We start from the raw sequence: 25,907 nt of genomic DNA, 5'->3' as shown, positions 1-25,907 counted from the left end.
TACGTATTCCTATGCTTGGCATAAGTTCTATGCATACACAAATATAGAAGTATTACTTCATAAAACAAAAAAAATGGCAGATTATCCAATATAGGTAGGTCTGTTTTTTCTATGTGATTCAAGATTTAAGTATAATGCTTTTTTATTTTGAAGACCGCTGGAACGATGTCTACGAGGTCAGATTGAAGAAATAAAAATAGTGACGCTATCCTGTCACGATGGCGTCACTATATGCTTAGGATAGCGTCACTATCCGGGGCACATAGTGACGCTATATTTTTACCTCGAAGAAGTACCGCTTTCCAATATGCTAACGATAGAAAACAGGGTGAAACAGATTGCTCCTAATCCTGTTAAAACACGTGCCGGAATAAAATAATCAGCATGTACCGTTGCAACTTCAAACACGAAAGCAGCTAGAAACAAGCAGGCTAATGCCGTCAATATCGGAATCATGGGGATACGGTTGGCCAGTTTAAATTCCTGTCTCCATATTTTGGCTAACAGGATTACTTTGCTGGAAATGCTGTAACAAACCAGACCGAGGCCAAGCATAATATATCCCGTGGTACCATTTGCGCTACCTGAATCTGCGAAAATTACAAATATTCCCCATATAAAAGAGATTGAGCCCATTAGTAGCACCAGTTTCGGCCATTTGCTTCGTTCCTTCTCCTGGTATTCATTACGTATTTGACGTGCGATAGTAGCTACCAACGCAATCAGACTGGTACAAATACATGCAAGACCTACCATTACATGACCTGCTACAAAATAAGCGGGATGGGAATGGCTGTTGCTTAATAAGATAAAAGCCCATATCCATGCGATAAGGGAAATAATGGTTGCAATAATTACTAATACCCGTCTTTGCCCTACAGAGAACGCTCCCTGTGGAACTTCATATCCTGTCGTTTTTGAATTGCCCGGAATCAAAGAAAAACGAGTGGAAGAAGTGGCGGCAGTAGCTACACAAGTAGTGATAAATCCTACCCCTGTAATCACATGACCTGCGACGAAGGCAGAAGTGGAAGTGGCATTACTGAAAATATAGATACCACTGATAATGGTAATTGTAGCTGCCAAATATCCTATGATGGGCAAAACATATTTCGCCGTCTGGTTATAAGTATGTATGATTTGCCGGATAATGGTGGCTGCCGTACAAAACAGCGCAATACATATCATACCTAATGAAAATACGACAGGGCCTGCTACAACACGGCTGCCTGCATCTCCGTAACCATAAATGAATGCCCCGTATCCGAAGCAAAAAAGTGCCATCGCCAAAGGGATTGCTCTGAATAAAATACTAATACCGTAATTCATAAAGTTAAGTGCTTTTAGTTTTTTCACTACAACAAGGATATATCCGTTTTGTTTAGGCTATAAGCCGTTTATAATCATTAACTTCATATGATTCTGATTAAAAGTCATTGCTTTTTGCTCAACTAAACAAATGTTTTTGTAAATTTGCACCCTTAAAAACGGGGATACCCCTCAAAGTGTAAATTGTAAATAGTAAAATCGTAGATACAGCTATGAGTAAGAGATTTACTGAGTATTCGCAGTTTGACCTTTCACAGGTGAACAAAGATGTGCTGAAGAAATGGGACGAAAACCAGGTTTTCGCCAAGAGTATGACAGAACGTGATGGCTGCCCTTCGTTTGTGTTTTTCGAAGGACCACCCTCGGCTAACGGTATGCCGGGTATTCACCATGTAATGGCTCGTACGATTAAGGATATTTTCTGCCGTTACAAAACGATGAAAGGTTATCAGGTGAAGCGTAAAGCCGGATGGGATACGCACGGACTGCCTGTGGAACTGAGTGTGGAAAAAGCATTAGGTATCACAAAGGAAGATATTGGTAAGAAAATCTCTGTTGCCGATTATAATGCCGCTTGCCGCAAGGACGTGATGAAATACACCAGAGAGTGGGAAGACCTGACTCACCGGATGGGATATTGGGTGGATATGAAGCATCCTTATATCACATACGACAACCGCTATATTGAAACATTGTGGTGGTTGCTGAAACAATTGCATAAAAAAGGACTGTTATACAAAGGATATACTATTCAGCCGTATTCTCCGGCTGCCGGAACAGGTTTGAGCTCGCACGAGTTGAACCAGCCGGGTTGTTATCGGGATGTAAAGGATACAACAGCCGTTGCCCAGTTTAAGATGAAGAACCCCAAACCGGAAATGACAGAGTGGGGAACTCCATATTTTATAGCATGGACAACCACTCCGTGGACGTTGCCTTCAAATACGGCTCTTTGTGTAGGACCGAAAATTGATTATGTTGCCGTACAGTCTTATAATGCTTATACCGGAGAACCGATTACAGTTGTTTTGGCAAAGGCTTTATTGAGTACTCTCTTCAATCCGAAAGCGGCAGATCTGAAGCTGGAAGATTACAAGGCCGGAGATAAACTTGTGCCATTCAAGGTTATTGCCGAATATAAAGGTACCGACCTGATTGGTATGGAATACGAGCAACTGATTCCTTGGGTGAAACCGGTTGAAGTATCCGAAGACGGTACTTGGAAAGCCAGTGATAAAGCCTTCCGTGTAATACCGGGTGATTATGTGACTACAGAAGATGGTACGGGTATCGTTCACATTGCACCGACATTTGGTGCGGACGACGCGAATGTGGCGCGTGCAGCAGGAATACCGTCACTGTTTATGATTAATAAGAAAGGTGAGACTCGTCCGATGGTAGACCTGACAGGTAAATTCTATCTGTTGGATGAACTGGATGAGACTTTCGTCAAAGAATGTGTGGATGTAGACAAATATAAGGACTATCAGGGCGCATGGGTGAAAAATGCCTATGATCCTCAATTTATGGTAGATGGCAAATACGATGAGAAAGCTGCACAGGCTGCCGAATCTCTGGATATTGTCATTGCCATGATGATGAAAGCAGACAACAAGGCTTTCAAAATAGAGAAACATGTCCACAACTATCCGCATTGCTGGCGTACAGACAAACCGGTACTTTACTATCCGTTGGATAGCTGGTTTATCCGTTCTACGGCTTGCAAGGAACGGATGATGGAACTGAACAAGACTATCAACTGGAAACCGGAATCTACCGGAACAGGTCGTTTTGGCAAGTGGTTGGAAAATCTGAATGACTGGAACCTGAGCCGTTCCCGTTATTGGGGTACTCCGTTACCAATTTGGCGCACGGAAGATAATACAGATGAAAAGTGTATCGAGTCTGTAGAAGAACTTTATAATGAAATAGAAAAATCGGTAGCTGCCGGATTTATGAAATCCAACCCGTACAAAGACAAAGGTTTTGTTCCGTGCGAATATACCGAGGAGAACTATGATAAGATTGACCTTCACCGTCCTTATGTAGACGATATTATATTGGTATCGAAAGACGGTCAGCCGATGAAGCGTGAATCTGACTTGATCGATGTTTGGTTCGATTCGGGTGCTATGCCTTATGCACAGATTCATTATCCGTTTGAGAATAAGGAACTGCTGGATAATCGCCAGGTATACCCGGCCGACTTTATCGCAGAAGGGGTAGACCAGACACGCGGATGGTTCTTTACGCTGCACGCTATCGCTACCATGGTATTTGACAGTGTGTCATACAAGGCTGTTATTTCTAACGGACTGGTGCTTGACAAAAACGGTAATAAAATGTCCAAGCGCTTGAACAACGCTGTCGATCCGTTCACTACGATTGAGAAGTACGGTTCCGATCCGTTGCGCTGGTATATGATAACTAACTCTTCTCCGTGGGATAACTTGAAGTTCGATGTGGAAGGAGTGGAAGAAGTTCGCCGTAAGTTCTTCGGTACTTTATATAATACCTATTCGTTCTTCGCGCTTTATGCCAATGTAGACGGGTTCGAATATAAGGAAGCTGACGTGCCGATGGCGGAACGCCCGGAAATCGACCGTTGGATATTGTCCGTGCTGAATACATTGATTAAAGAGGTAGATACTTGCTATAATGAATATGAACCGACAAAGGCAGGTCGTTTGATTTCCGACTTTGTGAATGATAATTTGTCTAACTGGTATGTTCGCCTGAATCGTAAACGTTTTTGGGGCGGTGAATTTACACAAGATAAATTGTCTGCATACCAGACACTGTACACCTGTCTCGAAACAGTTGCCAAATTGATGTCTCCTATATCACCGTTCTATGCAGACCGGTTATATACGGATTTGATTACCGCAACAGGACGTGATAATGTGGTTTCCGTCCATCTGGCTAAATTCCCGGAATGTCAGGAAGAGATGATAGACAAGGAATTGGAAGCCCGTATGCAGATGGCACAGGATGTGACCTCTATGGTACTGGCATTGCGCCGTAAAGTGAATATCAAGGTTCGCCAACCACTACAGTGTATCATGGTTCCGGTGGTAGATGAAGAGCAGAAAGCTCATATCGAAGCTGTGAAGAACTTGATTATGAATGAAGTCAATGTCAAAGAAGTCAATTTTGTTGACGGTGCTGCCGGTGTATTGGTGAAGAAAGTAAAATGTGACTTTAAGAAGCTCGGTCCGAAGTTTGGAAAACAGATGAAGGCGGTGGCTGCCGCTGTTGCGGATATGTCGCAGGAAGCAATCGCCGAACTCGAAAAGAACGGAAAATATACGTTGAACCTGGATGGAGCGGAAGCGGTCATCGAAGCGACGGATGTAGAAATTTTCAGTGAAGATATTCCGGGATGGCTGGTTGCCAATGAAGGTAAGTTGACTGTGGCACTTGAGGTTACCGTTACCGAAGAATTGCGTCGTGAGGGTATTGCCCGTGAATTGGTGAACCGTATTCAAAATATACGTAAATCAAGCGGTTTCGAGATAACAGACAAAATAAAAATAACAATCTCGAAAAATACGCAAACAGATGATGCGGTAAAAGAATATAATACTTATATTTGTAACCAGGTTTTAGGCACATCTTTGGAACTTGTTGATGAAGTGAAAGACGGTACAGAGCTTAGCTTTGACGATTTCTCACTGTTCGTGAATGTGATAAAAGACTAATACTATATTGATTAACCTCTTAAAATTGTAAGATTATGGCAGAAAAGACTAGATACTCAGATGCGGAACTTGAAGAATTCCGTGCCATCATTATGGAGAAACTGGAATTGGCGCAACGTGACTATGAACAGTTGAAGAAGAGTTTGATGGGATTGGATGGTAATGATACCGATGATACATCTCCTACATATAAGGTGCTGGAAGAAGGAGCGAATACGCTTTCCAAGGAAGAAACAACCCGCCTGGCACAACGCCAGTTGAAGTTTATCCAGGGGTTGCAGGCAGCTTTGATACGTATCGAGAACAAGACGTATGGTATCTGCCGTGAAACCGGTAAATTGATTCCGGCGGAGCGTCTGCGTGCTGTTCCTCATGCCACTTTGAGTATTGAGGCAAAAAACAGTGGTAAAAAATAATAGATAGCTACACAAGCTACGAGTGACGAGCTACAAGTAGCTGCGCAAAGTTTACGCACGGCACTTGTAGCTCGTTATGCTTAATTTATAATGAACACATGAAGAAACTATTCACGAAGGGGAGAATTGCCCTTCTCGTTATCTTTTCCGTATTGATTATCGACCAGGTCATTAAAATCTGGATTAAGACTCATATGTACTGGCACCAAAGTAATCGTGTGACAGACTGGTTTTATATTTATTTCACCGAAAACAACGGTATGGCTTTCGGTATGGAAATCTTCGGAAAATTATTCCTGACCACATTCCGTATTGTTGCAGTGGCATTGATAGGCTGGTATCTCTATAAAATAGTGAAGAAAGGCTTTAAAACCGGATACATTGTTTGTGTGGCTTTGATCCTGACCGGTGCATTGGGAAATATTATAGACAGTGTTTTCTATGGAGTTATTTTCAATGAAAGCACACATTCCCAGATTGCAACGTTTATGCCTGAGGGTGGGGGATATTCCACCTGGTTTTACGGTAAAGTGGTGGATATGTTTTACTTTCCGATTATAGATACGAACTGGCCTACGTGGATGCCATTTGTAGGTGGGGAACATTTTATATTCTTCAGCCCGATCTTTAATTTTGCGGATGCCGCCATTAGTTGCGGTATCATTGCTTTGTTGCTCTTTTATAGTAGATATCTGAATGAGTCCTATCATTCATTGGATAAAGATAAAAAGGAAAGTGCGAATCATGAATAATAAATTTCGGTTTCATCTGTGTCTTGTCTGTATGCTTGCGTTTGCAGTAGCCGGATGTAAAGTGAAAAGACCTAATGATGTAATTTCGGAATCGAAGATGGAGAATCTGCTATATGATTATCATCTGGCAAGATCCATGGGAGACAATCTGCCTTATAGCGAAAACTATAAGAAAGCGTTGTATATCGATGCTGTTTTCAAGAAGCATGGGACTACACAAGCTGCGTTCGACTCATCTATGGTCTGGTACACACGTAACACAGAAGTACTGTCGAAAATTTATGATAAGGTGCGGAAACGTTTGAAAGACGAGCAGGAACTTGTCGGTGACCTGATTGCCAAACGTGACAAGAAGCCGAAGATGACAAAATCCGGTGACAGTATCGACGTTTGGCCGTGGCAACGCATGGTGCGGCTGACCGGTGAAATGATGAATAATCAGTATGTATTTGCTTTGCCGACCGACTCTAATTACAAAGACCGGGATACATTGGTGTGGGAAGTGCGTTATAACTTCCTCAAACCGATGCTTGCCGATTCTTTAAGGTCTGTTACCATGGCAATGCAGGTGATATACGAGAAAGATACTGTCAATCATTGGGAAACAGTGACCGAACCGGGTGTTCGGCAGATACGCTTGTTTGCAGATACATTGGGGCAGATGAAGGAGATAAGAGGATTCATTTATTATCCTGTGGGAAATAAGGAGAAGGCGGGGGCACTACTGGCCGATCGTTTTATGATGACCCGTTATCATTGTACAGATACACTTGCTTTTGCAGTCCGCGATTCGCTGAACAAGATAGAAGCCTTGCGTGTGGATTCTCTTAAGAAGCTTTCTGATAAGGAAAAAGCTGATTCTTTGCATAAAGTGGTAGAAGAAAATAAAGAGGATATCCAACGTCTGACACCGGAAGAAATGAACCGCCGCCGTACGGGAACTCACCGTGAGAAGAGACCGGAACAGATTGAAGTTGAGCAGCATATCCAACAGGAAAGACTGGAACAAAGAAGAGAGCGGCAGATGAACCAACGTAAGCGGCAGCAGCAAAGAAATCAACCTCGCTAGTTATTATGAAACGATTTGCATCTCATTATTTACTGATACCTGATGTCGGATTTGTGAAACAACAGGTGGTGGAGATAAATGACGAAGGAACTGTTCGGAGTATATTCTCATTGACTGAAGAAATAGAGTCTGTGGAGTGGATGCCGGGAGTTATTGTGTTGCTTTCTGCAAATCAATATAAGCTTGCAGGTACGGATTACGCGGATTATACGGTTTTCTCATTTAAACCGTGTAATCAGTGTAATCTGTACCTGAATAATTTTAATAGGTATCTTCGTGAAATGGAAAAGAAAGGAGAAGCCTTATGGCCTTATTTGTTTTATCCTTTTGATTTTACTTCCATGCAGCCTGTCGACGGAACTCGGCACAGATTACTGCGGTAGCGATAGCTACATTGAGTGATTCGGACGTTTCCTGGCCTTGCGGGTAGTTGGGAATATAAAGTTTCCGGTTGATTAACGTTTCCACTTCTTTTCCTATACCGTTACCTTCGTTTCCCATCACAATCAGTCCGGTAGCGGATAATGGTTGCTTGTACATATTCTCTCCATCCAGAAAAGTGCCGAATACAGGAATATCATCTCCAAGTGAACGTATAAAATCAGTAAGAGAAGTATAATGTACCTTTACCCGTGCGATTCCGCCCATCGTGGCTTGCACTGTTTTGGGGTTATATACGTCTACCGTATTCTGTGAGCAAATGATATGCTCGATGCCGAACCAATCAGCCAACCGGACAATAGTGCCTAAATTCCCCGGGTCCTGAACATCGTCCAATGCCAGACAAAGAGAGTGGCGCGCAACTTCCGGGTCAAGAGTATATTGGGGTTGTTCAAAAACGGCAAGTACCTGCTGGGGAGTTTTCAGCAGACTGGCTCGGGAAAGATCTTCCTGAGAAACTTCTACGATTTCATTTGCATGAATATCCGGATGTTTTTGAAGCCATAATGAAGTGGCAGCCAAAAAACGACAAGGAAAATGTTCAAGTAAATCACCTGTCAGTTTGGGGCCTTCAGCAAGAAAAACCCGTTCTTCCTTTCGTATTTTCTTCTGTTCCAGCGAGTGGATATATTTTATTTTGTTTTTACTTAGTGATGCCATAAATTTGATATTCTTTTGCAAAGCTATAAAGATATTTCCAATCTATCCTCACTTTTCTCTCTTTTTCTTAATTTATTTTCCCCATCGGAAAATATAATTTATCTTTGTAATCGCATTTTTATGCTATCGATGTAAACAACCGTATGAGGAGAAATTTTCTTTTTTTGATTGCTTCCGCTGCTGTCCTGTCACTTGCTTCGTGCACTGCCACCAAGTTTGTGCCGGAAGGTTCTTATCTGTTGGATGAAGTCAAGATTCGTACGGACCAGAAAAATATCCGCCCTTCTTCTTTACGTATGTATGTTCGTCAGAATCCTAATGCCAAGTGGTTTAGTCTGATAAAGACACAGCTTTATGTCTACAACCTTTCGGGACGTGATTCTACCAAATGGGGGAACAAATTTCTGAGAAGAATAGGAGATGCTCCTGTGATATACAGTGAGGAAGAAGCGCAACGTTCTGAGGAAGAAATTACAAAAGCTGTGCATAATATGGGGTATATGGCAGCGACGGTGAAACGTTCGGTGAAGATAAAGAAGAAAAAGATAAAACTGTATTATGACGTGACGGCAGGAAAACCATATATTGTCCGGTCTATTAAATATGATATAACCGATCCTAAAATAGCCGGTATCCTAAAACGGGATTCTGCCAGGAGCTTGCTGAAAGAGGGGATGTATTTTGATGTCAATGTATTGGATGCAGACAGACAGCGTATCACGGACAGATTGTTGCGGAACGGTTATTATAAATTTAATAAGGATTATATTGGCTATATCGCTGATACGGTTCGTAATACTTATAATGTAGATTTAACTCAACATTTGCAGCCGTATAAAGTTCATGCGGGTGATTCCGCAAAGGCGCATCAGCAGTATTGGATTAACAAAATTAATTTCATTACGGATTATGATGTGTTGCAGTCTTCTGCAATGAGCAGTGTGGAGGTCAATGACTCTGTACATTATAAAGGATATCCGATTTATTATAAAGACAGACTTTATCTGCGGCCCAAAGTGCTTACGGATAATCTTCGTTTCGGTCCTGGAGATTTGTATAATGAACGGGATGTACAGCAGACGTATTCCAGTTTCGGACGTTTGTCTGCATTGAAATATACTACTATCCGTTTTGTTGAGACTCAGATAGGAGATTCGACAAAGCTTGACTGCTATGTGATGCTGACTAAAAGTAAGCATAAATCCGTGGCTTTCGAGGTAGAGGGGACAAATTCTGCCGGTGACTTGGGCGCAGCGGCTTCCGTCTCTTTTCAGAACCGGAATCTTTTTCGGGGGTCGGAGACTTTTATGATAAAATTCCGCGGTGCTTATGAAGTGATTTCCGGACTTCAGGCGGGTTATTCAAATAATAACTATACGGAATATGGAGTAGAGACGAGTATCAATTTTCCCAATTTCCTGTTCCCTTTTCTTTCTTCGGATTTTAAGCGGAAGATACGGGCCACTACGGAGTTCGGATTACAGTATAATTATCAGTTGCGACCTGAATTTCTGCGTACGATGGCTTCCGCTAACTGGAGCTACAAGTGGACTCAACGTCAGAGAATACAACATCGTATCGATTTGATTAATATCGGTTTCCTCTATTTGCCGCGTATTTCCGACAAATTCAGAGAGGATTATATTAATAAAGGACAAAATCAGGTTTTTCAGTATAATTATCAGGACCGGTTGATTATAAATATGGGATATAGCTATAATTATAATAGTGTAGGCGGATCTATCGTAAATAATACAATCGCTGCCAACTCATATTCTATCCGTTTTAATTTTGAATCTGCCGGAAATGTAATGTATGCTTTGTCAAAAGCGACAGGCATCCGGAAGAATGCTAATGGCGAGTATGCCATTCTGGGTATTCCTTATGCCCAATACCTCAAGGGAGAATTCGATTTTGCTAAAAATATAAGAATTGATTATCGTAATTCATTTGCGTTTCATGCAGGTATAGGAGTGGCAGTTCCTTACGGAAATGCGAAAACGATCCCGTTTGAGAAACAATATTTTTCAGGCGGAGCTAATAGTGTCCGCGGCTGGTCGGTACGTGATTTGGGACCGGGCTCTTTTGCTGGAAATGGGAACCTGTTGGATCAATCCGGAGATATCAAGCTGGATGCCAGTATTGAATATCGGAGTAAATTGTTCTGGAAGTTTCAGGGAGCGGTATTTGTTGATGCGGGTAATATTTGGACTATCAGGAGTTATGCGAATCAGCCGGGGGGCGTTTTCGAATTTGATAAGTTCTATAAACAGATAGCAGTAGCCTACGGACTAGGACTGCGGCTTGATTTGGATTTCTTTATCCTTCGTTTTGACGGGGGTATGAAGGCGGTTAATCCGGCTTTTAAAACTAGAAAAGAGCATTTCCCTATTGTCCATCCTAAGTTTAGTCGCGATTTTGCTTTCCATTTCGCAGTGGGATATCCTTTCTGACCAGCCATTTATTATATTTCCTTATTAATTCGAGCGTATCTTTCAAGGCGCTTATCTGTTTCATTTCTCCATTAATCGGATTTATGATATATGCATTTTTTATTTGGCAGACAATCGTTGCTCTTTCAGAGTTGGCGTCTATCTCACTTGAGATGACTGAGGCTTTGGCTGCTCCTTGTGTTTTTAATTGATTCAAGTGAGTTTGCCGGACATTAGATGCCAGAAAACTGAGATAGGATAGGGAAGAAGGCGTGCTATATTCTTCGGCAAGCGGATAGTTGAGGTTATAAAAAGCTTCACAAAAATCGATTGCTGCCTGCTCTATCTGGGTTTGCGGGGTTTGTTGCCGGCATGACAGGCATGTGAAGAATAAGGATGAAAGTATAAATAGACGTAGCTTATTCATAGTGTAAAATATATTTATAGTCAGGAATGATAATGAAAAAGGAGATGAAACTCATCTGGATAGGTTTCATCTCCTTGACTATTGTTTTCTTGAATTAATTATTAACGGGCGGCAAACATAAGGTTGCTTGTTGTTGCCTGACGGGCTGCCATCATACCTTGGGCATCCAGTGTAACATTCATTTTTTCACCGTTTGGCAAGAACAAATCAGCCGTGCCGTCATTGTTCATTTTTACCAGTTCTGTGCTTTCGCCGTTTGCTACAACATTCCAGGTATTGGCTTCTCTGTTGTAAATCAGATCCATCGAAGCAGTTTCACCTTCTTTAGTGATAGAATAACCATTCTCAAGTGTTTTCACCATGTAGTTGCCGTTTTCTCCTTTTACTTTCTTCACGTCACCTACGTTAGCCATCGGATTGGAGCCGCTCCAAAATTCAATAGAGTTGATTACTAAAGCATCAGCCAGATAAGCTACACCGTAAACCGGAATGATGTTGAAAGCCAGAAATACAAGTTCATTCACGAATTTGTTTCCAACAGACTGGTTCCAGGAAGACAAGCGATTGAATAAACCGAATGAACCTACACAAGAACTGAATAATAGGCTGCCGCTAAGTACTACTGCGACTAAAGACAGTTTCCCTCTTTTCATGTCAAAATGTTTTTTTTGATTAATAAAAAATGTTTGTATATTCTCTTTTAAATGTATGCAAATATAATGTTTTTAAATTAATCAAGGTTATTATTCCTACTTTTTATATGATTTAGATTTTCGTCGCTGCAATTCGTTCCCGATAATATGGTCGATTGAAAACTTACCGGGACCGGCGATGTACATGATTATAAACACGACTAAATAAATGAGAGCCATCTCTTTAACTGCAAATACATCATTTGCATGAATTATAAAGAAAGCTACAATCATTGTAAAAATCATCGGAATCATTGCCAATCGGTATAGGAATCCGACGATGAATGCCATTGAACACACCAGTTCGCCAAAAATAGCTAGTCCGAGAGATATGGGGCTTCCTATTCCTAAAGGGTCGGGAAAGACTGCCGATAACTCCTGAAAACTACTCCATTTTTGTATGCCATGGTTCATTAATAATATACCGAAGATTATCCGGACTGCCAACAGCAATAAAGATGCTTTTGTTGTATTGGGCTTTGTGGGAAATAAAAAATTGTAAATCATAAGTTGTTCTGTTTTTAAAGTTCATCTTTGTTTATATAAACATAAAATATCTTTAATTTGTTCTATGATGATTATAAAATAGAGTCGTGTGATATTGAAAAGAAATAAGTAACTTTATTCGTGAATAAATAAACTTTGTATCTTTGTCGAAAAAATAAATAGAATAGATATGGCACAACATACTTATGACAACGAATCTGTTCAGGAATTGCTGAACTGGGCGAAAAAGATGCTTGAAACGAAAAATTATCCGACTGAAAAATATCAGCTTAATAAATGCACTACAATTATTGACAGTAAACAGTATTTGGAGTCTTTGAGCGCAATGATTGACAGAAACTGGGAAAATCCAACGTTTTATCCTATTATCGAGCAATTATGGGAGTTTCGGGAGAAATGGGAGAATAAGGAAGGGTAGTATGAACGGCGGATGCCATTGTTCATAAATAAATGTGCACTCCATCACGCCTGATGAGAGTGCACAATAATCAAAATAAACATATAATACTCGTGTCTTTAATAAGGTCACGAGAAATAAGGGTGTGCAAATATACACCGAATAGTCACAAAAATCGACTGTTTAGTCGCATTTTTAATCTATATAGGCAAAATTTACATTTGTTTGAGTGCCTAAAAAGGCAACCATCTTTTCTTCTTTTTCAGAGATGGCTTTTCTTCTTCACCATTTTGGCTGTATATGTCTGCGAATGTCTTTTTCTCTTTTATCATTTCATAGATAATTCCCCAGTCCGGCAGCCCACCCAGATTCCGGTCGTCTATGAACATATCGGCTTTCAACTTTCGGGAGAAGCCCTGATGGTCTTTTTGTTCCTCAGGATAATCCTTATTGACTGCATAAAACTCTAGGCCTCTGGCTTTGCACCATTCGACGGCTTCGTCCAGAAGCGAGCCTTCGCGCACACTCCATAATATTAAACGATGCTTTTCTTGTTGCAACAACTTCAGTGTATCAACTGCGAATGGAATTTCTTCACCAATACGCGGGTAACGATGCTCTACAATCGTTCCGTCAAAATCAACAGCTATAATCATAGTTTTTTTTAATACCTAATTTTAGACAAAGATACGGACAGTAAGCCAAAAAAACGTATCTTTGTTCCGAATTAACATTTTAATAAAAATTATAAATACATGAACAATTCCCCTCAGCGTGCTGCTAAAGGCTTTACGAGAGCTTTTTGGGTCAGCAACACAGTCGAACTGTTTGAACGTATGGCGTATTATGCTGTTTTTATCGTTCTCACTATTTATCTATCTTCTATTTTAGGTTTTAATGATTTTGAAGCAAGTATGATTTCCGGACTTTTCTCCGGCGGGTTGTATCTGCTTCCTATTTTTTCCGGTGCTTATGCCGATAAGATCGGTTTCCGGAAATCAATGATTATAGCATTTTCCTTATTATCGGTCGGATATTTGGGATTGGGAGTTTTGCCTACCTTATTGGAAGCTGCCGGGTTGGTAAGTTATGGTGCAACGACTCAGTTTAATGGTTTACCCGACAGCTATTCCCGTTGGATGATTGTGCCTGTCTTATTTATTCTTATGGTAGGCGGTTCTTTCATCAAGTCTATAATTTCCGCTTCTGTAGCCAAGGAGACAACGGAAGCTACTCGTGCCCGTGGTTATTCCATTTTTTATATGATGGTAAATATGGGTGCTTTCACCGGTAAGACGATTGTCGATCCTTTGAGGAATGTCATTGGTGAACAGGCGTATATATACATTAACTATTTTTCAGGGACAATGACTGTCATTGCTTTGCTTGCCGTTGTTTTTTTATATAAATCGACCCATACGGCGGGAGAAGGAAAAAGCCTTCGCGAAATAGGACAGGGATTTATGAGGATTGTAACAAACTGGCGTTTGTTGATTCTTATATTGATTGTCACAGGATTCTGGATGGTGCAACAGCAGCTTTATGCTACGATGCCTAAGTATGTGATTCGTATGGCTGGTGAAACGGCAAAACCAGGCTGGATTGCCAATGTGAATCCTTTTGTAGTGGTATGTTGTGTTAGTTTTATCACACGCCTGATGGCAAAACGCAGTGCTATCACTTCAATGAATGTGGGGATGTTTTTGATTCCTGTTTCGGCCTTACTGATGGCGTGTGGAAACTTGCTCGGCAGTGATCTGTTTTCCGGAATAAGTAATATTACGTTGATGATGGTTGCAGGCATTGTAGTGCAGGCACTTGCCGAGTGTTTCATTTCACCGCGTTATTTGGAATATTTCTCTTTGCAGGCTCCTAAAGGAGAAGAAGGAATGTATTTAGGATTCAGTCATTTACATTCTTTTCTTTCTTCTATCTTCGGTTTCGGACTGGCGGGAATTTTGCTGACTAAATATTGTCCGGATCCGGCTTTGTTTGAGACACGTGCGGCATGGGAAGCTGCAAGCGGAAATGCCCATTATATATGGTATTACTTTGCTGCGATTGGTCTGATTGCTGCCGTAGCGTTGCTATTATTTGCGAAAATCACCGAATCCATCGACAAAAAGAAGAAGTCTTATCAGTAAATCTCTTCTTTTTTACGTATATTTGCCGTCACTTTGCTGTAAAAGTTGACGGCATTTTGCATTTTAATAAAGAAGGTAAAACATGAAAGTAAAATTTATAAGCTTGGCGAGTGGCAGTAGCGGGAACTGTTATTATCTGGGCACTGAGACCTATGGAATACTGATTGATGCTGGAATCGGTATTCGTGCTATAAAAAAAACACTGAAGGATTTTAATATCTTGATGGATAGTATCCGTGCCGTATTTATTACGCATGACCATGCAGACCATATCAAAGCTGTAGGCCATTTGGGTGAGAAATTGAATATCCCGGTTTATACAACGGCACGTATTCACGCAGGAATCAACCGCAGTTATTGCATGACGGAGAAGCTCAGTTCATCGGTTCATTATCTAGAAAAACAAGAACCTATGATTTTAGAGGATTTCCGTATCGAATCTTTCGAAGTTCCGCATGATGGTACGGATAATGTGGGATATTGTATTGAGATAGACGGCAAAATATTTTCTTTCTTGACGGACCTTGGGGAGATTACCCCTACGGCAGCTCATTATATAAGCAAAGCACATTATCTGATTCTGGAAGCTAACTATGATGAAGAAATGCTCCAAATGGGACCTTATCCGCAATATTTGAAAGAACGAATCACAAGTAAGACCGGGCACATGAGTAATTCGGACACTGCTGAGTTTCTAGCGGAAAATATTACTGAGCACTTGCGGTATATTTGGTTATGCCATTTGAGTAAAGACAATAATCATCCGGAATTGGCTTTTAAAACTGTAGAGTGGAAATTAAAGAACAAAGGGGTTATTGTTGGCAAAGATGTGCAACTGCTTGCTTTAAAGCGAAATACGCCTTCCGAGCTTTATGTGTTCGAATAAAATTGAAAAAAATATAGTAAAAAAGCTGCATTATTGTTTGGTCAAATAAAATAAAAGACCTACTTTTGCAACCGCAAACGAGGAAATAAGCACTCTTAGCTCAGTTGGTAGAGCAACTGACTCTTAATCAGTGGGTCCAGGGTTCGAATCCCTGAGGGTGTACAAATTCCAAAGTTGCAGCGTAAATTTAATGTTGCACTCTTAGCTCAGTTGGTAGAGCAACTGACTCTTAATCAGTGGGTCCAGGGTTCGAGTCCCTGAGGGTGTACAAAAAAGAGGTAATTAATTGCCTCTTTTTTTGTATATCAATACTTGAATGATAATAAAAAAAGGGGGCAGTAGAAAGTACATACCTGTTATTGTTACGTTGGTATTATGTTTACCATATTGTATTTGGGTATTTATTCAGGTCAAAGATATTATACGCTGAATGAAACATTGCTTTGGGGATTTGTCAGCGTTGTGGTTCGTGTTGTGAATCTACTGTTAATGCATAAGATAAACCCTGGGTTGTGGAATGGGATGAAAGGTAATAGTAGAACATAAAAAATACCGCTACTCAAAGCATATTCGACTTTGGTAGCGGTATTTTTTATAGTGTAACTACTATCCGTTAGAACTTGAAGAAGTTCTTAGCATTGTTGTAGCTGATATCTTCAATCATTTGGTTTACGCGTTTCATTTCAGATGCTGGGATTTCTCCGTTCTCTACGTCGCGTCCTACCAAGTTGCATAATGTACGGCGGAAATATTCATGACGCGGGTAGGATAAGAAGGAACGAGAGTCTGTCAGCATACCTACGAAACGGCTTAGAAGACCAAGTACAGACAAGGCGTTCATTTGTTTTTCCATACCATCCTTTTGATCGAGGAACCACCATCCGGAACCAAACTGAATTTTTCCCGGGATAGAACCATCCTGGAAGTTGCCCAACATAGTTGCAATCACTTCGTTTGCGCATGGGTTCAGGTTATAGAGGATTGTTTTAGTCAATTTACCATTGGTGTTCAGGCGATCAAGGAATTTAGCCATTGCTTTGGCTGTAGTAAATTCACCGATAGAGTCGAATCCGGTGTCAGCGCCCAGCAATTTGAACATCTTGGTGTTGTTGTTGCGGATAGCGCCATAGTGGAACTGCTGCGTCCACCCTTTTTCCCAATCCATTTCCCCGAAAATCACGAGCATAGCTGATTTGAATTTCAGAATTTCTTCTTTAGTCAATTCTGTACCGCCATATACCTTATTGAATATGGCCTTGATTTCAGCATCAGTGTAATCTTCTGCGTAGAATTCTTCAATACCATGGTCAGACAAACGGCAACCTTGTTCTGCGAAGAAGTCGTGACGTTTGCGCAAAGCAGCGATCATATCATCAAAATTGGAGATAGTGACACCGCTAACTTCTGCCAGCTTTTCTACATAACTACGGAAATCAGCAGGGACTTCTACCGCCATAGCCTTATCAGGACGCCAAGTTGGCAACATTTTGATTTCAAATCCGCTTTCGCGTGTTTTGATGTGGTATTCCAATGAATCAATCGGGTCGTCTGTAGTACAAACGGTTTCTACATGATAGCGGCGCATCATTCCACGAGCCGAGTATTCAGGCAGAGCAAGTTTCTCGTTACATTCATCGTAAATCTCGCGTGCAGTTTGCGGATTCAATATCTTATTGATGCCGAATGCTGTTTTCAGCTCAAGGTGAGTCCAGTGATACAACGGGTTACGGAATGTATAAGGGACGGTTTCAGCCCACTTCTCGAACTTTTCCCAGTCTGTGGTATCTTTTCCTGTACAGAAACGTTCGTCTACGCCATTGGTACGCATTGCGCGCCATTTGTAGTGGTCACCACCCAACCAGATCTCAGTCAGTGATTTAAACTTGTAGTCGTCAGCTACCATTTGTGGGATTAAGTGACAGTGATAGTCGATGATTGGCATCTTAGCCGCATGCTCGTGATACAACTTTTGCGCAGTTTCTGTCTGCAACAAGAAGTTTTCGTCCATGAAGTTCTTCATTATTACTGTGTTTTAAGTATATAAAATTATTACTTTCTGTATTTATACCTATATAGTATTGATTTTAAAGCTAATAGGTGTAAATCTCGTTTTAGTTTTATTAACCGTTATCGAACACAAAAATAGAAAATTTACTTGGAGTAACAAAATAATTCGTATATTTGCAGCGATTATTTATAATATTTAAGTTTTAGCACTATGGAGGACCAGAACTATACCATTAAAGACATAGCCCGCATGGCCGGTGTTTCCGCCGGAACAGTTGACAGGGTATTGCACAATCGCGGCGACGTGTCTCCTAAGAGTAAAGCTAAAGTACAAAAGGTGCTGGATGAGATTCATTATCAACCGAACGTATTTGCCATCGGATTGGCTGCTAAAAAGAAATATTCTTTCATTTGTTTGATTCCTTATTATATAGAACATGATTATTGGCATTCGGTAGTGGGTGGTATTGAACGTGCGCGGCAGGAGTTGCGTCCTTTCAATGTGAGTGTGAATTATCTGTGCTATCATCATGGTGATGAGGAAAGTTATCGAGAGGCTTGTTGTGCTATTAAGGACAGTAGTGTAGACGCCGTTTTGATTGCTCCGAATTTCCGGGAAGAAACGTTGTCATTGACAGCCTATCTACAAGAGAATAAGATAGCTTATGCTTTTGTCGACTTTAATATGGAAGAGGTGGATGCATTGACATATATCGGACAGGATTCGTATAAAAGTGGATATATTGCGGCTAAAATATTGATGCGCAATTATTCGGTAGGAGAAGGACAGGAGCTGGTTCTGTTTTTGAGCAATAATAAGGATAATCCTGCTGAAATACAGATGCAACGCCGTTTGAAAGGTTTTATGAGTTATATAACTGAAGAGTACAACAATCTGACGATTCATGAAGTGGTGCTCAATAAATCCAACCAGGAAAACAATCAGCAGACATTGGATGAATTCTTTCAAGCGCATCCGAAAGCTGTGCTCGGCGTTGTCTTTAATTCCAGAGTCTATCAGTTAGGGGAGTATCTTCGTCACACAGGACGTAGTATGAAGGGGTTGATAGGATATGACCTTTTGAAAGCAAATGTAGATCTTTTGAAATCGGGTGATGTGCATTATCTGATAGGGCAGCGTCCCGGATTGCAAGGATATTGCGGGGTGAAAGCCTTGTGTGACCACGTAGTATTTAAAAAGACAGTCGATTCCGTAAAGTATATGCCTATCGACATATTGATTAAAGAGAATATTGATTTTTATTTTGAATTTGTATAATATCAACTTTATAAATTACAACTAACATGAAAGCATTAAACAAAGAAACTGCTCCTAAAACACAACGTCCGGAGCGTATTATCCAATTTGGTGAAGGTAATTTCTTACGCGCATTCGTAGATTGGATTATTTATAACATGAACCAGAAAACAGACTTTAACAGTAGTGTGGTAGTGGTTCAACCGATTGATAAAGGTATGGTCGACATGCTGAATGCACAGGATGACCTTTACCATGTCAATCTCCAGGGATTGGATAAAGGAGAAGTGGTTAACAGTCTGACAATGATTGATGTAATCAGCCGTGCATTAAATCCTTATTCTCAAAATGACGAGTTCATGAAGCTGGCAGAGCAACCGGAAATGCGTTTCGTTATTTCGAATACTACGGAAGCCGGTATCGCTTTTGACCCGACTTGCAAGCTTGAAGACGCACCAGCTTCTTCTTATCCGGGCAAATTGACTCAATTGCTGTATCACCGTTTTAAAACATTCAATGGTGACAAAACGAAAGGTTTGATTATTTTCCCTTGCGAGCTTATTTTCCTGAATGGTCACAAACTGAAAGAGACTATTTATCAGTATATTGATTTGTGGAATCTGGGCAGTGAATTCAAAACTTGGTTTGAAGAAGCTTGTGGCGTGTATGCTACATTGGTAGACCGTATCGTTCCGGGATTCCCGCGCAAGGATATTGCTGCTATCAAAGAAAAATTGCAATATGATGATAACTTGGTTGTTCAGGCTGAAATTTTCCATCTGTGGGTAATCGAAGCTCCGCAGGAAGTGGCTAAAGAATTCCCGGCTGACAAGGCAGGTTTGAATGTATTGTTCGTTCCTTCGGAAGCTCCTTACCATGAACGTAAAGTTACTCTGTTGAATGGCCCTCATACGGTTCTTTCTCCGGTAGCTTACCTTTCCGGTGTGAATATCGTTCGTGATGCTTGTCAGCATGAAGTGATTGGCAAATATATCCATAAAGTGATGTTTGATGAACTGATGGAAACATTGAACTTGCCGAAAGATGAATTGGAGAAATTTGCTAATGATGTATTGGAACGTTTCAACAATCCGTTTGTAGACCATGCAGTTACAAGCATTATGCTGAACTCATTCCCGAAATATGAAACTCGTGATCTTCCGGGATTGAAAACTTATCTGGAACGTAAAGGTGAACTTCCTAAGGGATTAGTACTTGGTTTGGCTGCTATCATAACTTATTATAAGGGCGGTGTGCGTGCAGACGGTGCTGAAATTATACCGAATGACGCTCCTGAAATTATGAATTTGCTGAAAGACCTTTGGGCTACTGGTTGCACGAAGAAAGTTACTGAAGGTGTTTTGGGTGCAGAATTCATTTGGGGCGAAGACTTGAATAATATTCCGGGATTGGCAGAGGCCGTGAAAGCGGATTTGGATTCAATTCAGGAAAAAGGTATGCTGGAGACTGTGAAAGGCATTTTGTAATTGATAAGGAAACAGACGAAAGTAGATAAATATAAGGAGCGTTTTGATAGGGAATGTAACTATCAAAACGCTTTTTTTGTTTACTTACTTGAAATGGATGATTAATGATTGTTAAAAGTGTAAATTCTCTATTTCTGCATTTTTTATTTTTCTCATTCTGTCTATGTAGCCAAATTAATATATCCCCATCTTTAAAAAGTCCGATTTGTAGGGCAACACCATCATCCGCTATAGGTCCTATAACTATATCGTAATTATGAATAATATTATTGTCGGGGTTGTATCTATTTGCAACAATGAATTGTGCCCATTCTTCAGAAACTTCTTTGAATATTTTAACTTGAAGTTCCTCATTACTTAGTTGTTGTTCGTCAAACTCGTATTTTAAGATGTATGGAGAAGTATTGGGAGCAAATTTGGATTTACGAATAGCCATTTCCTTAGCCTGTTGCTCTATATCAGTCAAATAAAAGCCTTGCCCAAAATCTTTGTATGGCATACATTGAGCTAAGTCTATTGACTGAATATCTATATTGGTTCCATGATATAAAATCATTCTAATTGTCCTCCATTGTTTTTGCAGATAATAGCTATATCGTTTATAGCATCTTCTATTGATAACAAATGTTCTGCTTCATAACATTCGTCTAAAAAAGCTAAGCCGCCATATCGGTCGAGATAGTTGAAAGCTGCTAATAAAGATATTCCATACTGTTTTGCAAAAGTAGCAATGCAGTAATTGATATACTTTATTTTATTATCATTAATTTGTCCCATATCTTCTATTCGATTTACTAACAAAGAAACAAATTAATGGATAAATTAGCAAGGGTATTAGGTGTTTTTTAATAAAAAGGAGAATTTATTCAGCAGCGTGCAAAATAAACGTTGTAGCCCCAATAGTCACAATCGCACCATCTTCAATGCGGATGCGATCCTTATCCCCGAGAATTTCATTCATCAGAAATGTACCTGTCAGGCTGGGAGCATCACGTAATGTATAAACAAGTTTTCCTTGTTTATTGCGTTTTATATTGATGATGCAGTGGCGGCGATCCATACTCATGTCTCCACTTTCAATAGGCGTATTGATGTTTGTTCCTATACAGCGGCGTCCTATGATATTATCACCTTCTTGTAATGGGAGTATTTGTTTGAACCCAAATACGTTCTCAATAACTGTGATATATCCGAATTCTTCCTTATGTGCTTCGGCTTCCTTTTCCAGATTCTCCTCTTTTCTGAGGGCTTTTACCTTGCTTTTACCAAGTCGGATACTGAACTGTTTGCCACAATGTTCGCAAACAAATACAAGCGATTGACCTTCGCTATATTTGGTTTCATCAAAATAAAGGTAATTCTCGCATTTGGGACAAAGAACTCGTTTCATGCTTTTTATAGGGGATTTTATTTTGCCAGTAACCAGGCATTCTTGTAGTTTTCATTTTTTCTAAGCTCCAATAACTGCTTGGTAGCTTCTTCACGGTTTTCGAATGAACGGATGCTGACACGCACTTTACCATCAGTATTCAGGGCTTTTGCTTCTGCAAATCCTTTTGCGTTCAATTGATTTGCCATAGCTTCTGCGTCTTTAAGGCTAATTCCGCCTGCTACTATAATATGGTAAGGATGATTCACATTGGTTTGTGGCTTAACTGATGTAAAAGTAGGGGTTGCTTCCTGTTTGGTAACTTTTACCTCTTTTACAGCAATAGGTCTTGATGTTTGTGCTTTATTCGCTGTTAGCTTTGGAGTAGATGAAGTCTTGCTTGAAGCGGAAGACTTTTTAGTTTGTTGTGCAACAGCAATGTCGTTCTTTACAGGAACAGGAGTTACTGCAACCGATTGCTTTTCGATTTGCTCAAAAAGCTCACCAGGCAATAACTGTGCATAATTGTTCTTTTGAACATCGGTATTCTCTACCGGAGTTGAAAAGGCAAAAAACAATACGATAGCGGCAATCATGGCCGCGGCATTACGAAGAAATGCACGGTTGATGCTAATTTCATAAGTTTTTTTCTCTTTTTCCAGGTTAGCAGGTACTAGTACCTTTTCTTTTTGTTGCAGAGTAGAAAGTTCGTGCATTTCAAAAGAATCCAAACCATAGAGGGAAGGAGTCGTTATCTTAAAGTCATAAGGAACGAACTCATAATTCCCGTAAATGTTATAATGAATCTCACCAATATTTTCCAGATGCGCTTTACCTTCTTCATGAAGAAGTTCGATAAATTCGCTCACTTCCTTTTCTACAATACGGTTGGCATCAGCAAAACTCGTGTCGTAGGCTGTCATATAGGATTGAACCAATACTCCGTCGTTCAACTTTAATTGAGGATTAAAGCCGATAGTACGGGTAGGAGGTAAAAAAAGATTTTCTTCTTTTACATGAGTTGCAGGAGCATAATGTGCTACAAAACCACCAAATCCCGGAACGATAACACAGTCGTTTTCCAGTAATAAAACCTCTATATGTTGTGCCAATTCAATCATGTCTGCAAAATTAAGAGATAAATTGAATATATCCCAGAAAACTACGAAAAATTCACTACTTTTGCATCGTTTTATTTATTACTATTAACGATGAACTATATACAGACGGAAATAGACGGAGTGTGGCTGATAGAGCCGAAAGTATTCTCCGATGAACGTGGCTATTTTATGGAAGCTTTTAAAAAAGAGGAGTTTGAAGCCAATATCGGACCTGTAAATTTTATACAGGATAATGAGTCGAAATCTTCTTTTGGCGTATTACGCGGATTGCATTATCAAAAAGGTGAATATAGCCAGGCCAAATTGGTTCGTGTCATTAAAGGGGAAGTGTTGGATGTTGCCGTTGATTTGCGTAAATCATCACCCACATTCGGAAAACATGTATGCGTATTGCTTAGTGAGGAAAATAAGAGACAGTTTTTTATTCCCCGCGGTTTTGCACATGGCTTTGCCGTATTAAGCGAAGAAGCTGTTTTTATGTATAAGGTAGATAATAAGTATACTCCACAGGCAGAAGCTTCTATTATATATAATGATGAAACATTGGGAATAGACTGGCCGCTGGCTGAGTCGCAGATGTTATTGTCATCCAAGGATAAGGAGGGTACTGCCTTTAAAGATGCCGTATATTTCGAATAACTTCTAAACAAACAATATAGTAAGTATGAAAATAGCGATTGTAGGAACCGGATATGTAGGTTTGGTAAGTGGTACATGTTTCGCTGAAATCGGCGTGAATGTAACTTGTGTAGATACTAATAGTGAAAAAATAGAATCTTTGCAGAAAGGTGTCATCCCAATTTATGAGAATGGATTGGAAGAGATGGTGCTCCGTAATATGAAAGCAAAGAGATTGAAGTTTACTACATCATTGGAGAGTTGTCTGGACGATGTGGAAGTTGTATTCAGTGCTGTTGGCACACCGCCGGATGAAGATGGTAGCGCTGATCTGAAATATGTATTGGAAGTAGCCCGTACTATCGGTCGAAACATGAAGCAATATAAATTGGTGGTAACCAAGAGTACGGTTCCGGTGGGAACTGCAAAAAAGGTGCGTGAAGTCATCCAGGAAGAACTGGATAAGAGAGGAGTGAAAATAGAGTTTGATGTTGCTTCCAATCCGGAATTCTTGAAAGAAGGAAATGCAATCAATGACTTTATGAGTCCGGACCGTGTAGTGGTAGGAGTAGAGTCGGTACGTGCGGAAAAACTTATGTCTAAATTATATAAGCCGTTTTTATTGAATAACTTCCGTGTGATTTTTATGGATATTCCATCTGCGGAAATGACTAAATATGCGGCAAACTCAATGCTGGCAACCCGCATCAGCTTTATGAATGATATTGCAAATCTTTGTGAGATAGTTGGGGCCGATGTAAATATGGTGCGTAGCGGAATCGGTTCGGATACACGTATCGGACGTAAATTCTTATATCCGGGAATCGGATATGGCGGTTCTTGTTTTCCGAAAGATGTGAAAGCGCTCATTAAGACTGCGGAGCAGAATGGATATACAATGCGGGTACTTAGTGCTGTGGAAGAAGTGAACGAACAGCAGAAGAGTGTCTTGTTCGAAAAACTAATGAAGCATTTTGATGGTGATTTGAAAGGTAAGACAATCGCTCTTTGGGGGCTGGCATTTAAACCGGAAACAGACGATATGCGTGAGGCTCCGGCGTTGGTCTTGATTGACAAATTATTGAAGGCCGGTTGTCAGGTACGTGCATACGATCCGGCAGCAGTGCCGGAATGTAAACGTCGGATTGGGGACAGCATTTGTTATGCTTGCGATATGTACGATGCAGTGCTTGATGCTGATGCCTTAATGCTGGTGACCGAATGGAAAGAATTCCGTTTGCCTTCATGGGCGGTTATTAGAAAGACAATGGCTCAGCAGGTGGTGCTGGACGGACGTAATATATACGAGAAAAAAGAAATGGAAGAGCTCGGATTCGTTTACCATTGTATTGGTAAATGAAAAAATAAGAGTATCTTTAGACAAAACTAAGACAGATGATGAAATATGTGGCTATATCGTTAATGATGGTCTTTTCTGCAGCATGTAGCAGCAATAAGAATCCATATTTTTCCGAACACGGGAAAGAGGATACGAATGCTAAGGAGCTGTTGCGGGGAATCTGGCTGGACGATGAGACTGAGAGTCCGTTGATGCGTGTGGAAGGGGATACTATCTACTATGCCGACGCACAAAGTGCCCCGATTGCATTTAAGATTATACGGGATACTCTCTATACGTATGGCAATGATACGACTTATTACAAGATTGATAAGCAAGCGGAACATATATTCTGGTTTCATTCCATAACAGATAACATAATTAAGTTGCATAAATCTGAGGATCCGAATGATTCACTGTCATTTGTTCGTCGGGAATTAGTCATCCCGACTTATACTGAAGTAACTCAACGCGATAGTGTAGTGAGCTATAATGGTACTCGCTATCGTGCTTATGTCTATATTAACCCTTCTAAAATGAGGGTTATCAAAACGACCTATTCCGAAGACGGGATCAGCATGGATAATGTGTATTACGATAATGTGATGCATATCTGCGTCTATGAGGGCAAGAAGAGTTTATTTGCCAGTGATATAAACAAGCAGATGTTTGCTCAGGTAGTTCCTGAAGATTTTCTGATGCAGGCTGTTTTATCGGATACGAAGTTTGTAAAAGTAGACCGGAATGGTTTTCATTATCAAGCTGTTTTAGCCATTCCGGAAAGTTCAATCTATAGCATTGCAGATATGGAAGTAAGCTTCGGAGGAAAACTTACTATAACTTCAACCAAATAGC

Annotated in this window: 25 protein-coding genes and 2 tRNA genes; 16 read left to right on the top strand and 11 right to left on the bottom strand. The window is 40.4% G+C overall.

From position 1 onward, the window contains the following. Window positions 1-279: 279 nt before the first annotated feature. The gene (locus tag ACGHVY_RS07860; RefSeq protein WP_308746882.1) at window positions 280-1,329 is read right to left on the bottom strand and encodes a DUF2776 domain-containing protein; all 1,050 of its coding nucleotides are present in this window, start codon (window positions 1,327-1,329) and stop codon (window positions 280-282) included. A gap of 212 nt (window positions 1,330-1,541) precedes the next feature. Between ACGHVY_RS07860 and ileS the strand changes: the two genes are divergently transcribed. The 5 genes from ileS (at window position 1,542) to ACGHVY_RS07835 (ending at window position 7,650) form a co-directional block, all read left to right on the top strand. Further along, window positions 1,542-5,030 (top strand): isoleucine--tRNA ligase, encoded by a 3,489-nt coding sequence (gene ileS / locus ACGHVY_RS07855; RefSeq protein WP_390598237.1) that lies wholly within the window; start codon window positions 1,542-1,544, stop codon window positions 5,028-5,030. A gap of 35 nt (window positions 5,031-5,065) precedes the next feature. Continuing rightward, a complete protein-coding gene (locus ACGHVY_RS07850) occupies window positions 5,066-5,446 on the top strand; it encodes a TraR/DksA C4-type zinc finger protein (RefSeq protein WP_065538645.1) in 381 nt (126 codons plus the stop codon). A 98-nt stretch (window positions 5,447-5,544) separates the two neighbouring features. Then, the gene (locus tag ACGHVY_RS07845) at window positions 5,545-6,198 is read left to right on the top strand and encodes a lipoprotein signal peptidase (protein WP_390598235.1); all 654 of its coding nucleotides are present in this window, start codon (window positions 5,545-5,547) and stop codon (window positions 6,196-6,198) included. Further along, window positions 6,191-7,267 carry a DUF4296 domain-containing protein gene (locus ACGHVY_RS07840; RefSeq protein WP_308746884.1) on the top strand — a complete coding sequence of 359 codons (1,077 nt, stop codon included), beginning with the start codon at window positions 6,191-6,193 and terminating at the stop codon, window positions 7,265-7,267. The genes ACGHVY_RS07845 and ACGHVY_RS07840 overlap by 8 nt, the downstream gene beginning before the upstream one ends. A 5-nt stretch (window positions 7,268-7,272) precedes the next feature. Then, the gene (locus tag ACGHVY_RS07835) at window positions 7,273-7,650 is read left to right on the top strand and encodes a hypothetical protein (protein WP_390598233.1); all 378 of its coding nucleotides are present in this window, start codon (window positions 7,273-7,275) and stop codon (window positions 7,648-7,650) included. On the opposite strand, the gene ACGHVY_RS07830 is transcribed toward ACGHVY_RS07835, so the two are convergent. Further along, window positions 7,601-8,368 (bottom strand): RNA methyltransferase, encoded by a 768-nt coding sequence (locus ACGHVY_RS07830; RefSeq protein WP_308746886.1) that lies wholly within the window; start codon window positions 8,366-8,368, stop codon window positions 7,601-7,603. The two genes, ACGHVY_RS07835 and ACGHVY_RS07830, sit on opposite strands and share 50 nt — an antisense overlap. A gap of 143 nt (window positions 8,369-8,511) precedes the next feature. Here ACGHVY_RS07830 and ACGHVY_RS07825 point away from each other — a divergent pair, with 143 nt between their 5' ends. Further along, window positions 8,512-10,821 carry a BamA/TamA family outer membrane protein gene (locus ACGHVY_RS07825; protein WP_390598231.1) on the top strand — a complete coding sequence of 770 codons (2,310 nt, stop codon included), beginning with the start codon at window positions 8,512-8,514 and terminating at the stop codon, window positions 10,819-10,821. Here the strand turns inward: ACGHVY_RS07825 and ACGHVY_RS07820 are convergent. From ACGHVY_RS07820 to ACGHVY_RS07810, 3 genes are all read right to left on the bottom strand, one after another. Next, window positions 10,775-11,227: a hypothetical protein gene (locus tag ACGHVY_RS07820; RefSeq protein WP_390598229.1), complete on the bottom strand. Its 453-nt coding sequence runs from the start codon at window positions 11,225-11,227 to the stop codon at window positions 10,775-10,777. The two genes, ACGHVY_RS07825 and ACGHVY_RS07820, sit on opposite strands and share 47 nt — an antisense overlap. A gap of 101 nt (window positions 11,228-11,328) precedes the next feature. Further along, a complete protein-coding gene (locus ACGHVY_RS07815) occupies window positions 11,329-11,880 on the bottom strand; it encodes a DUF3332 domain-containing protein (RefSeq protein ID WP_308746889.1) in 552 nt (183 codons plus the stop codon). Window positions 11,881-11,976: 96 nt separating this feature from the next. After that, window positions 11,977-12,426, bottom strand: coding sequence for a DoxX family protein (locus tag ACGHVY_RS07810; RefSeq protein WP_308746890.1), 450 nt, complete (start codon window positions 12,424-12,426; stop codon window positions 11,977-11,979). Between the two features lie 169 nt (window positions 12,427-12,595). Between ACGHVY_RS07810 and ACGHVY_RS07805 the strand changes: the two genes are divergently transcribed. After that, window positions 12,596-12,844, top strand: a complete 249-nt coding sequence (locus ACGHVY_RS07805) for a DUF6965 family protein (protein ID WP_308746891.1) — start codon at window positions 12,596-12,598, stop codon at window positions 12,842-12,844. A gap of 212 nt (window positions 12,845-13,056) precedes the next feature. On the opposite strand, the gene ACGHVY_RS07800 is transcribed toward ACGHVY_RS07805, so the two are convergent. Next, window positions 13,057-13,479 carry a BT0820 family HAD-type phosphatase gene (locus ACGHVY_RS07800; protein ID WP_390598226.1) on the bottom strand — a complete coding sequence of 141 codons (423 nt, stop codon included), beginning with the start codon at window positions 13,477-13,479 and terminating at the stop codon, window positions 13,057-13,059. Between the two features lie 99 nt (window positions 13,480-13,578). Between ACGHVY_RS07800 and ACGHVY_RS07795 the strand changes: the two genes are divergently transcribed. The 4 genes from ACGHVY_RS07795 to ACGHVY_RS07780 all read left to right on the top strand — a co-directional run bounded on the left by ACGHVY_RS07795 (window position 13,579) and on the right by ACGHVY_RS07780 (window position 16,121). Further along, window positions 13,579-14,967 (top strand): peptide MFS transporter, encoded by a 1,389-nt coding sequence (locus tag ACGHVY_RS07795; protein WP_390598225.1) that lies wholly within the window; start codon window positions 13,579-13,581, stop codon window positions 14,965-14,967. A gap of 82 nt (window positions 14,968-15,049) precedes the next feature. Then, window positions 15,050-15,853, top strand: coding sequence for an MBL fold metallo-hydrolase (locus tag ACGHVY_RS07790; RefSeq protein WP_390598224.1), 804 nt, complete (start codon window positions 15,050-15,052; stop codon window positions 15,851-15,853). Window positions 15,854-15,942: 89 nt separating this feature from the next. Further along, window positions 15,943-16,015 (top strand) — tRNA-Lys (locus tag ACGHVY_RS07785). 33 nt (window positions 16,016-16,048) lie between these two features. Then, window positions 16,049-16,121: transfer RNA gene (locus ACGHVY_RS07780), tRNA-Lys, on the top strand. Between the two features lie 345 nt (window positions 16,122-16,466). Here ACGHVY_RS07780 and uxaC read toward each other — a convergent pair. After that, a complete protein-coding gene (gene uxaC / locus ACGHVY_RS07775) occupies window positions 16,467-17,873 on the bottom strand; it encodes a glucuronate isomerase (RefSeq protein WP_308747141.1) in 1,407 nt (468 codons plus the stop codon). A gap of 198 nt (window positions 17,874-18,071) precedes the next feature. Between uxaC and ACGHVY_RS07770 the strand changes: the two genes are divergently transcribed. Both ACGHVY_RS07770 and ACGHVY_RS07765 read left to right on the top strand, forming a co-directional pair. Further along, window positions 18,072-19,139 carry a substrate-binding domain-containing protein gene (locus ACGHVY_RS07770; protein ID WP_308747142.1) on the top strand — a complete coding sequence of 356 codons (1,068 nt, stop codon included), beginning with the start codon at window positions 18,072-18,074 and terminating at the stop codon, window positions 19,137-19,139. A 26-nt stretch (window positions 19,140-19,165) separates the two neighbouring features. Continuing rightward, complete coding sequence (locus ACGHVY_RS07765; protein ID WP_390598222.1) at window positions 19,166-20,605, top strand: tagaturonate reductase; 1,440 nt, start codon at window positions 19,166-19,168, stop codon at window positions 20,603-20,605. Here ACGHVY_RS07765 and ACGHVY_RS07760 read toward each other — a convergent pair. The 4 genes from ACGHVY_RS07760 to ACGHVY_RS07745 form a co-directional block, all read right to left on the bottom strand. After that, a complete protein-coding gene (locus ACGHVY_RS07760; protein ID WP_390598220.1) occupies window positions 20,493-21,161 on the bottom strand; it encodes a DUF3990 domain-containing protein in 669 nt (222 codons plus the stop codon). The genes ACGHVY_RS07765 and ACGHVY_RS07760 overlap by 113 nt on opposite strands. After that, window positions 21,158-21,382 (bottom strand): DUF3791 domain-containing protein, encoded by a 225-nt coding sequence (locus tag ACGHVY_RS07755; RefSeq protein WP_308747145.1) that lies wholly within the window; start codon window positions 21,380-21,382, stop codon window positions 21,158-21,160. The genes ACGHVY_RS07760 and ACGHVY_RS07755 overlap by 4 nt, the downstream gene beginning before the upstream one ends. Before the next feature lie 85 nt (window positions 21,383-21,467). Next, window positions 21,468-21,995 carry an FHA domain-containing protein gene (locus tag ACGHVY_RS07750; RefSeq protein ID WP_308747146.1) on the bottom strand — a complete coding sequence of 176 codons (528 nt, stop codon included), beginning with the start codon at window positions 21,993-21,995 and terminating at the stop codon, window positions 21,468-21,470. A 17-nt stretch (window positions 21,996-22,012) separates the two neighbouring features. Next, window positions 22,013-23,095: an SPOR domain-containing protein gene (locus ACGHVY_RS07745; protein WP_390598218.1), complete on the bottom strand. Its 1,083-nt coding sequence runs from the start codon at window positions 23,093-23,095 to the stop codon at window positions 22,013-22,015. 90 nt (window positions 23,096-23,185) lie between these two features. On the opposite strand from ACGHVY_RS07745, the gene rfbC reads away from it, so the two are divergent. The 3 genes from rfbC to ACGHVY_RS07730 are packed head-to-tail and all read left to right on the top strand — an operon-like array spanning window position 23,186 to window position 25,906. Next, entirely contained in the window at window positions 23,186-23,734 is a 549-nt protein-coding gene (gene rfbC, locus ACGHVY_RS07740) for a dTDP-4-dehydrorhamnose 3,5-epimerase (RefSeq protein ID WP_308747148.1), read from the top strand. Window positions 23,735-23,759: 25 nt separating this feature from the next. Then, window positions 23,760-25,073 carry a UDP-glucose/GDP-mannose dehydrogenase family protein gene (locus tag ACGHVY_RS07735; protein ID WP_308747149.1) on the top strand — a complete coding sequence of 438 codons (1,314 nt, stop codon included), beginning with the start codon at window positions 23,760-23,762 and terminating at the stop codon, window positions 25,071-25,073. Window positions 25,074-25,108: 35 nt separating this feature from the next. After that, entirely contained in the window at window positions 25,109-25,906 is a 798-nt protein-coding gene (locus ACGHVY_RS07730; protein WP_390598216.1) for a DUF4738 domain-containing protein, read from the top strand. Window position 25,907 lies beyond the last annotated feature (1 nt).

It is taken from the genome of Bacteroides sp. f07 (assembly GCF_042854785.1).
Classification (GTDB): Bacteria; Bacteroidota; Bacteroidia; order Bacteroidales; family Bacteroidaceae; genus Bacteroides.
Note: the sequence above shows the minus strand (reverse complement) of the source record. Positions and strands in the feature narration are given on the sequence as shown.

What these genes read in the sequence shown, in the direction of transcription:
- uxaC (WP_308747141.1), bottom strand. Translation starts at nt 17,873, where the DNA reads ATGAAGAACTTCATGGACGAAAACTTCTTGTTGCAGACAGAAACTGCG.
- ACGHVY_RS07730 (WP_390598216.1), top strand. Translation starts at nt 25,109, where the DNA reads ATGATGAAATATGTGGCTATATCGTTAATGATGGTCTTTTCTGCAGCA.
- ACGHVY_RS07755 (WP_308747145.1), bottom strand. Translation starts at nt 21,382, where the DNA reads ATGGGACAAATTAATGATAATAAAATAAAGTATATCAATTACTGCATT.
- ACGHVY_RS07795 (WP_390598225.1), top strand. Translation starts at nt 13,579, where the DNA reads ATGAACAATTCCCCTCAGCGTGCTGCTAAAGGCTTTACGAGAGCTTTT.
- ACGHVY_RS07765 (WP_390598222.1), top strand. Translation starts at nt 19,166, where the DNA reads ATGAAAGCATTAAACAAAGAAACTGCTCCTAAAACACAACGTCCGGAG.
- ACGHVY_RS07845 (WP_390598235.1), top strand. Translation starts at nt 5,545, where the DNA reads ATGAAGAAACTATTCACGAAGGGGAGAATTGCCCTTCTCGTTATCTTT.
- ACGHVY_RS07835 (WP_390598233.1), top strand. Translation starts at nt 7,273, where the DNA reads ATGAAACGATTTGCATCTCATTATTTACTGATACCTGATGTCGGATTT.
- ACGHVY_RS07815 (WP_308746889.1), bottom strand. Translation starts at nt 11,880, where the DNA reads ATGAAAAGAGGGAAACTGTCTTTAGTCGCAGTAGTACTTAGCGGCAGC.
- ileS (WP_390598237.1), top strand. Translation starts at nt 1,542, where the DNA reads ATGAGTAAGAGATTTACTGAGTATTCGCAGTTTGACCTTTCACAGGTG.
- ACGHVY_RS07745 (WP_390598218.1), bottom strand. Translation starts at nt 23,095, where the DNA reads ATGATTGAATTGGCACAACATATAGAGGTTTTATTACTGGAAAACGAC.
- ACGHVY_RS07735 (WP_308747149.1), top strand. Translation starts at nt 23,760, where the DNA reads ATGAAAATAGCGATTGTAGGAACCGGATATGTAGGTTTGGTAAGTGGT.
- ACGHVY_RS07750 (WP_308747146.1), bottom strand. Translation starts at nt 21,995, where the DNA reads ATGAAACGAGTTCTTTGTCCCAAATGCGAGAATTACCTTTATTTTGAT.
- ACGHVY_RS07760 (WP_390598220.1), bottom strand. Translation starts at nt 21,161, where the DNA reads ATGATTTTATATCATGGAACCAATATAGATATTCAGTCAATAGACTTA.
- ACGHVY_RS07825 (WP_390598231.1), top strand. Translation starts at nt 8,512, where the DNA reads ATGAGGAGAAATTTTCTTTTTTTGATTGCTTCCGCTGCTGTCCTGTCA.
- ACGHVY_RS07850 (WP_065538645.1), top strand. Translation starts at nt 5,066, where the DNA reads ATGGCAGAAAAGACTAGATACTCAGATGCGGAACTTGAAGAATTCCGT.
- ACGHVY_RS07860 (WP_308746882.1), bottom strand. Translation starts at nt 1,329, where the DNA reads ATGAATTACGGTATTAGTATTTTATTCAGAGCAATCCCTTTGGCGATG.
- ACGHVY_RS07820 (WP_390598229.1), bottom strand. Translation starts at nt 11,227, where the DNA reads ATGAATAAGCTACGTCTATTTATACTTTCATCCTTATTCTTCACATGC.
- ACGHVY_RS07805 (WP_308746891.1), top strand. Translation starts at nt 12,596, where the DNA reads ATGGCACAACATACTTATGACAACGAATCTGTTCAGGAATTGCTGAAC.
- ACGHVY_RS07830 (WP_308746886.1), bottom strand. Translation starts at nt 8,368, where the DNA reads ATGGCATCACTAAGTAAAAACAAAATAAAATATATCCACTCGCTGGAA.
- rfbC (WP_308747148.1), top strand. Translation starts at nt 23,186, where the DNA reads ATGAACTATATACAGACGGAAATAGACGGAGTGTGGCTGATAGAGCCG.
- ACGHVY_RS07790 (WP_390598224.1), top strand. Translation starts at nt 15,050, where the DNA reads ATGAAAGTAAAATTTATAAGCTTGGCGAGTGGCAGTAGCGGGAACTGT.
- ACGHVY_RS07800 (WP_390598226.1), bottom strand. Translation starts at nt 13,479, where the DNA reads ATGATTATAGCTGTTGATTTTGACGGAACGATTGTAGAGCATCGTTAC.
- ACGHVY_RS07770 (WP_308747142.1), top strand. Translation starts at nt 18,072, where the DNA reads ATGGAGGACCAGAACTATACCATTAAAGACATAGCCCGCATGGCCGGT.
- ACGHVY_RS07840 (WP_308746884.1), top strand. Translation starts at nt 6,191, where the DNA reads ATGAATAATAAATTTCGGTTTCATCTGTGTCTTGTCTGTATGCTTGCG.
- ACGHVY_RS07810 (WP_308746890.1), bottom strand. Translation starts at nt 12,426, where the DNA reads ATGATTTACAATTTTTTATTTCCCACAAAGCCCAATACAACAAAAGCA.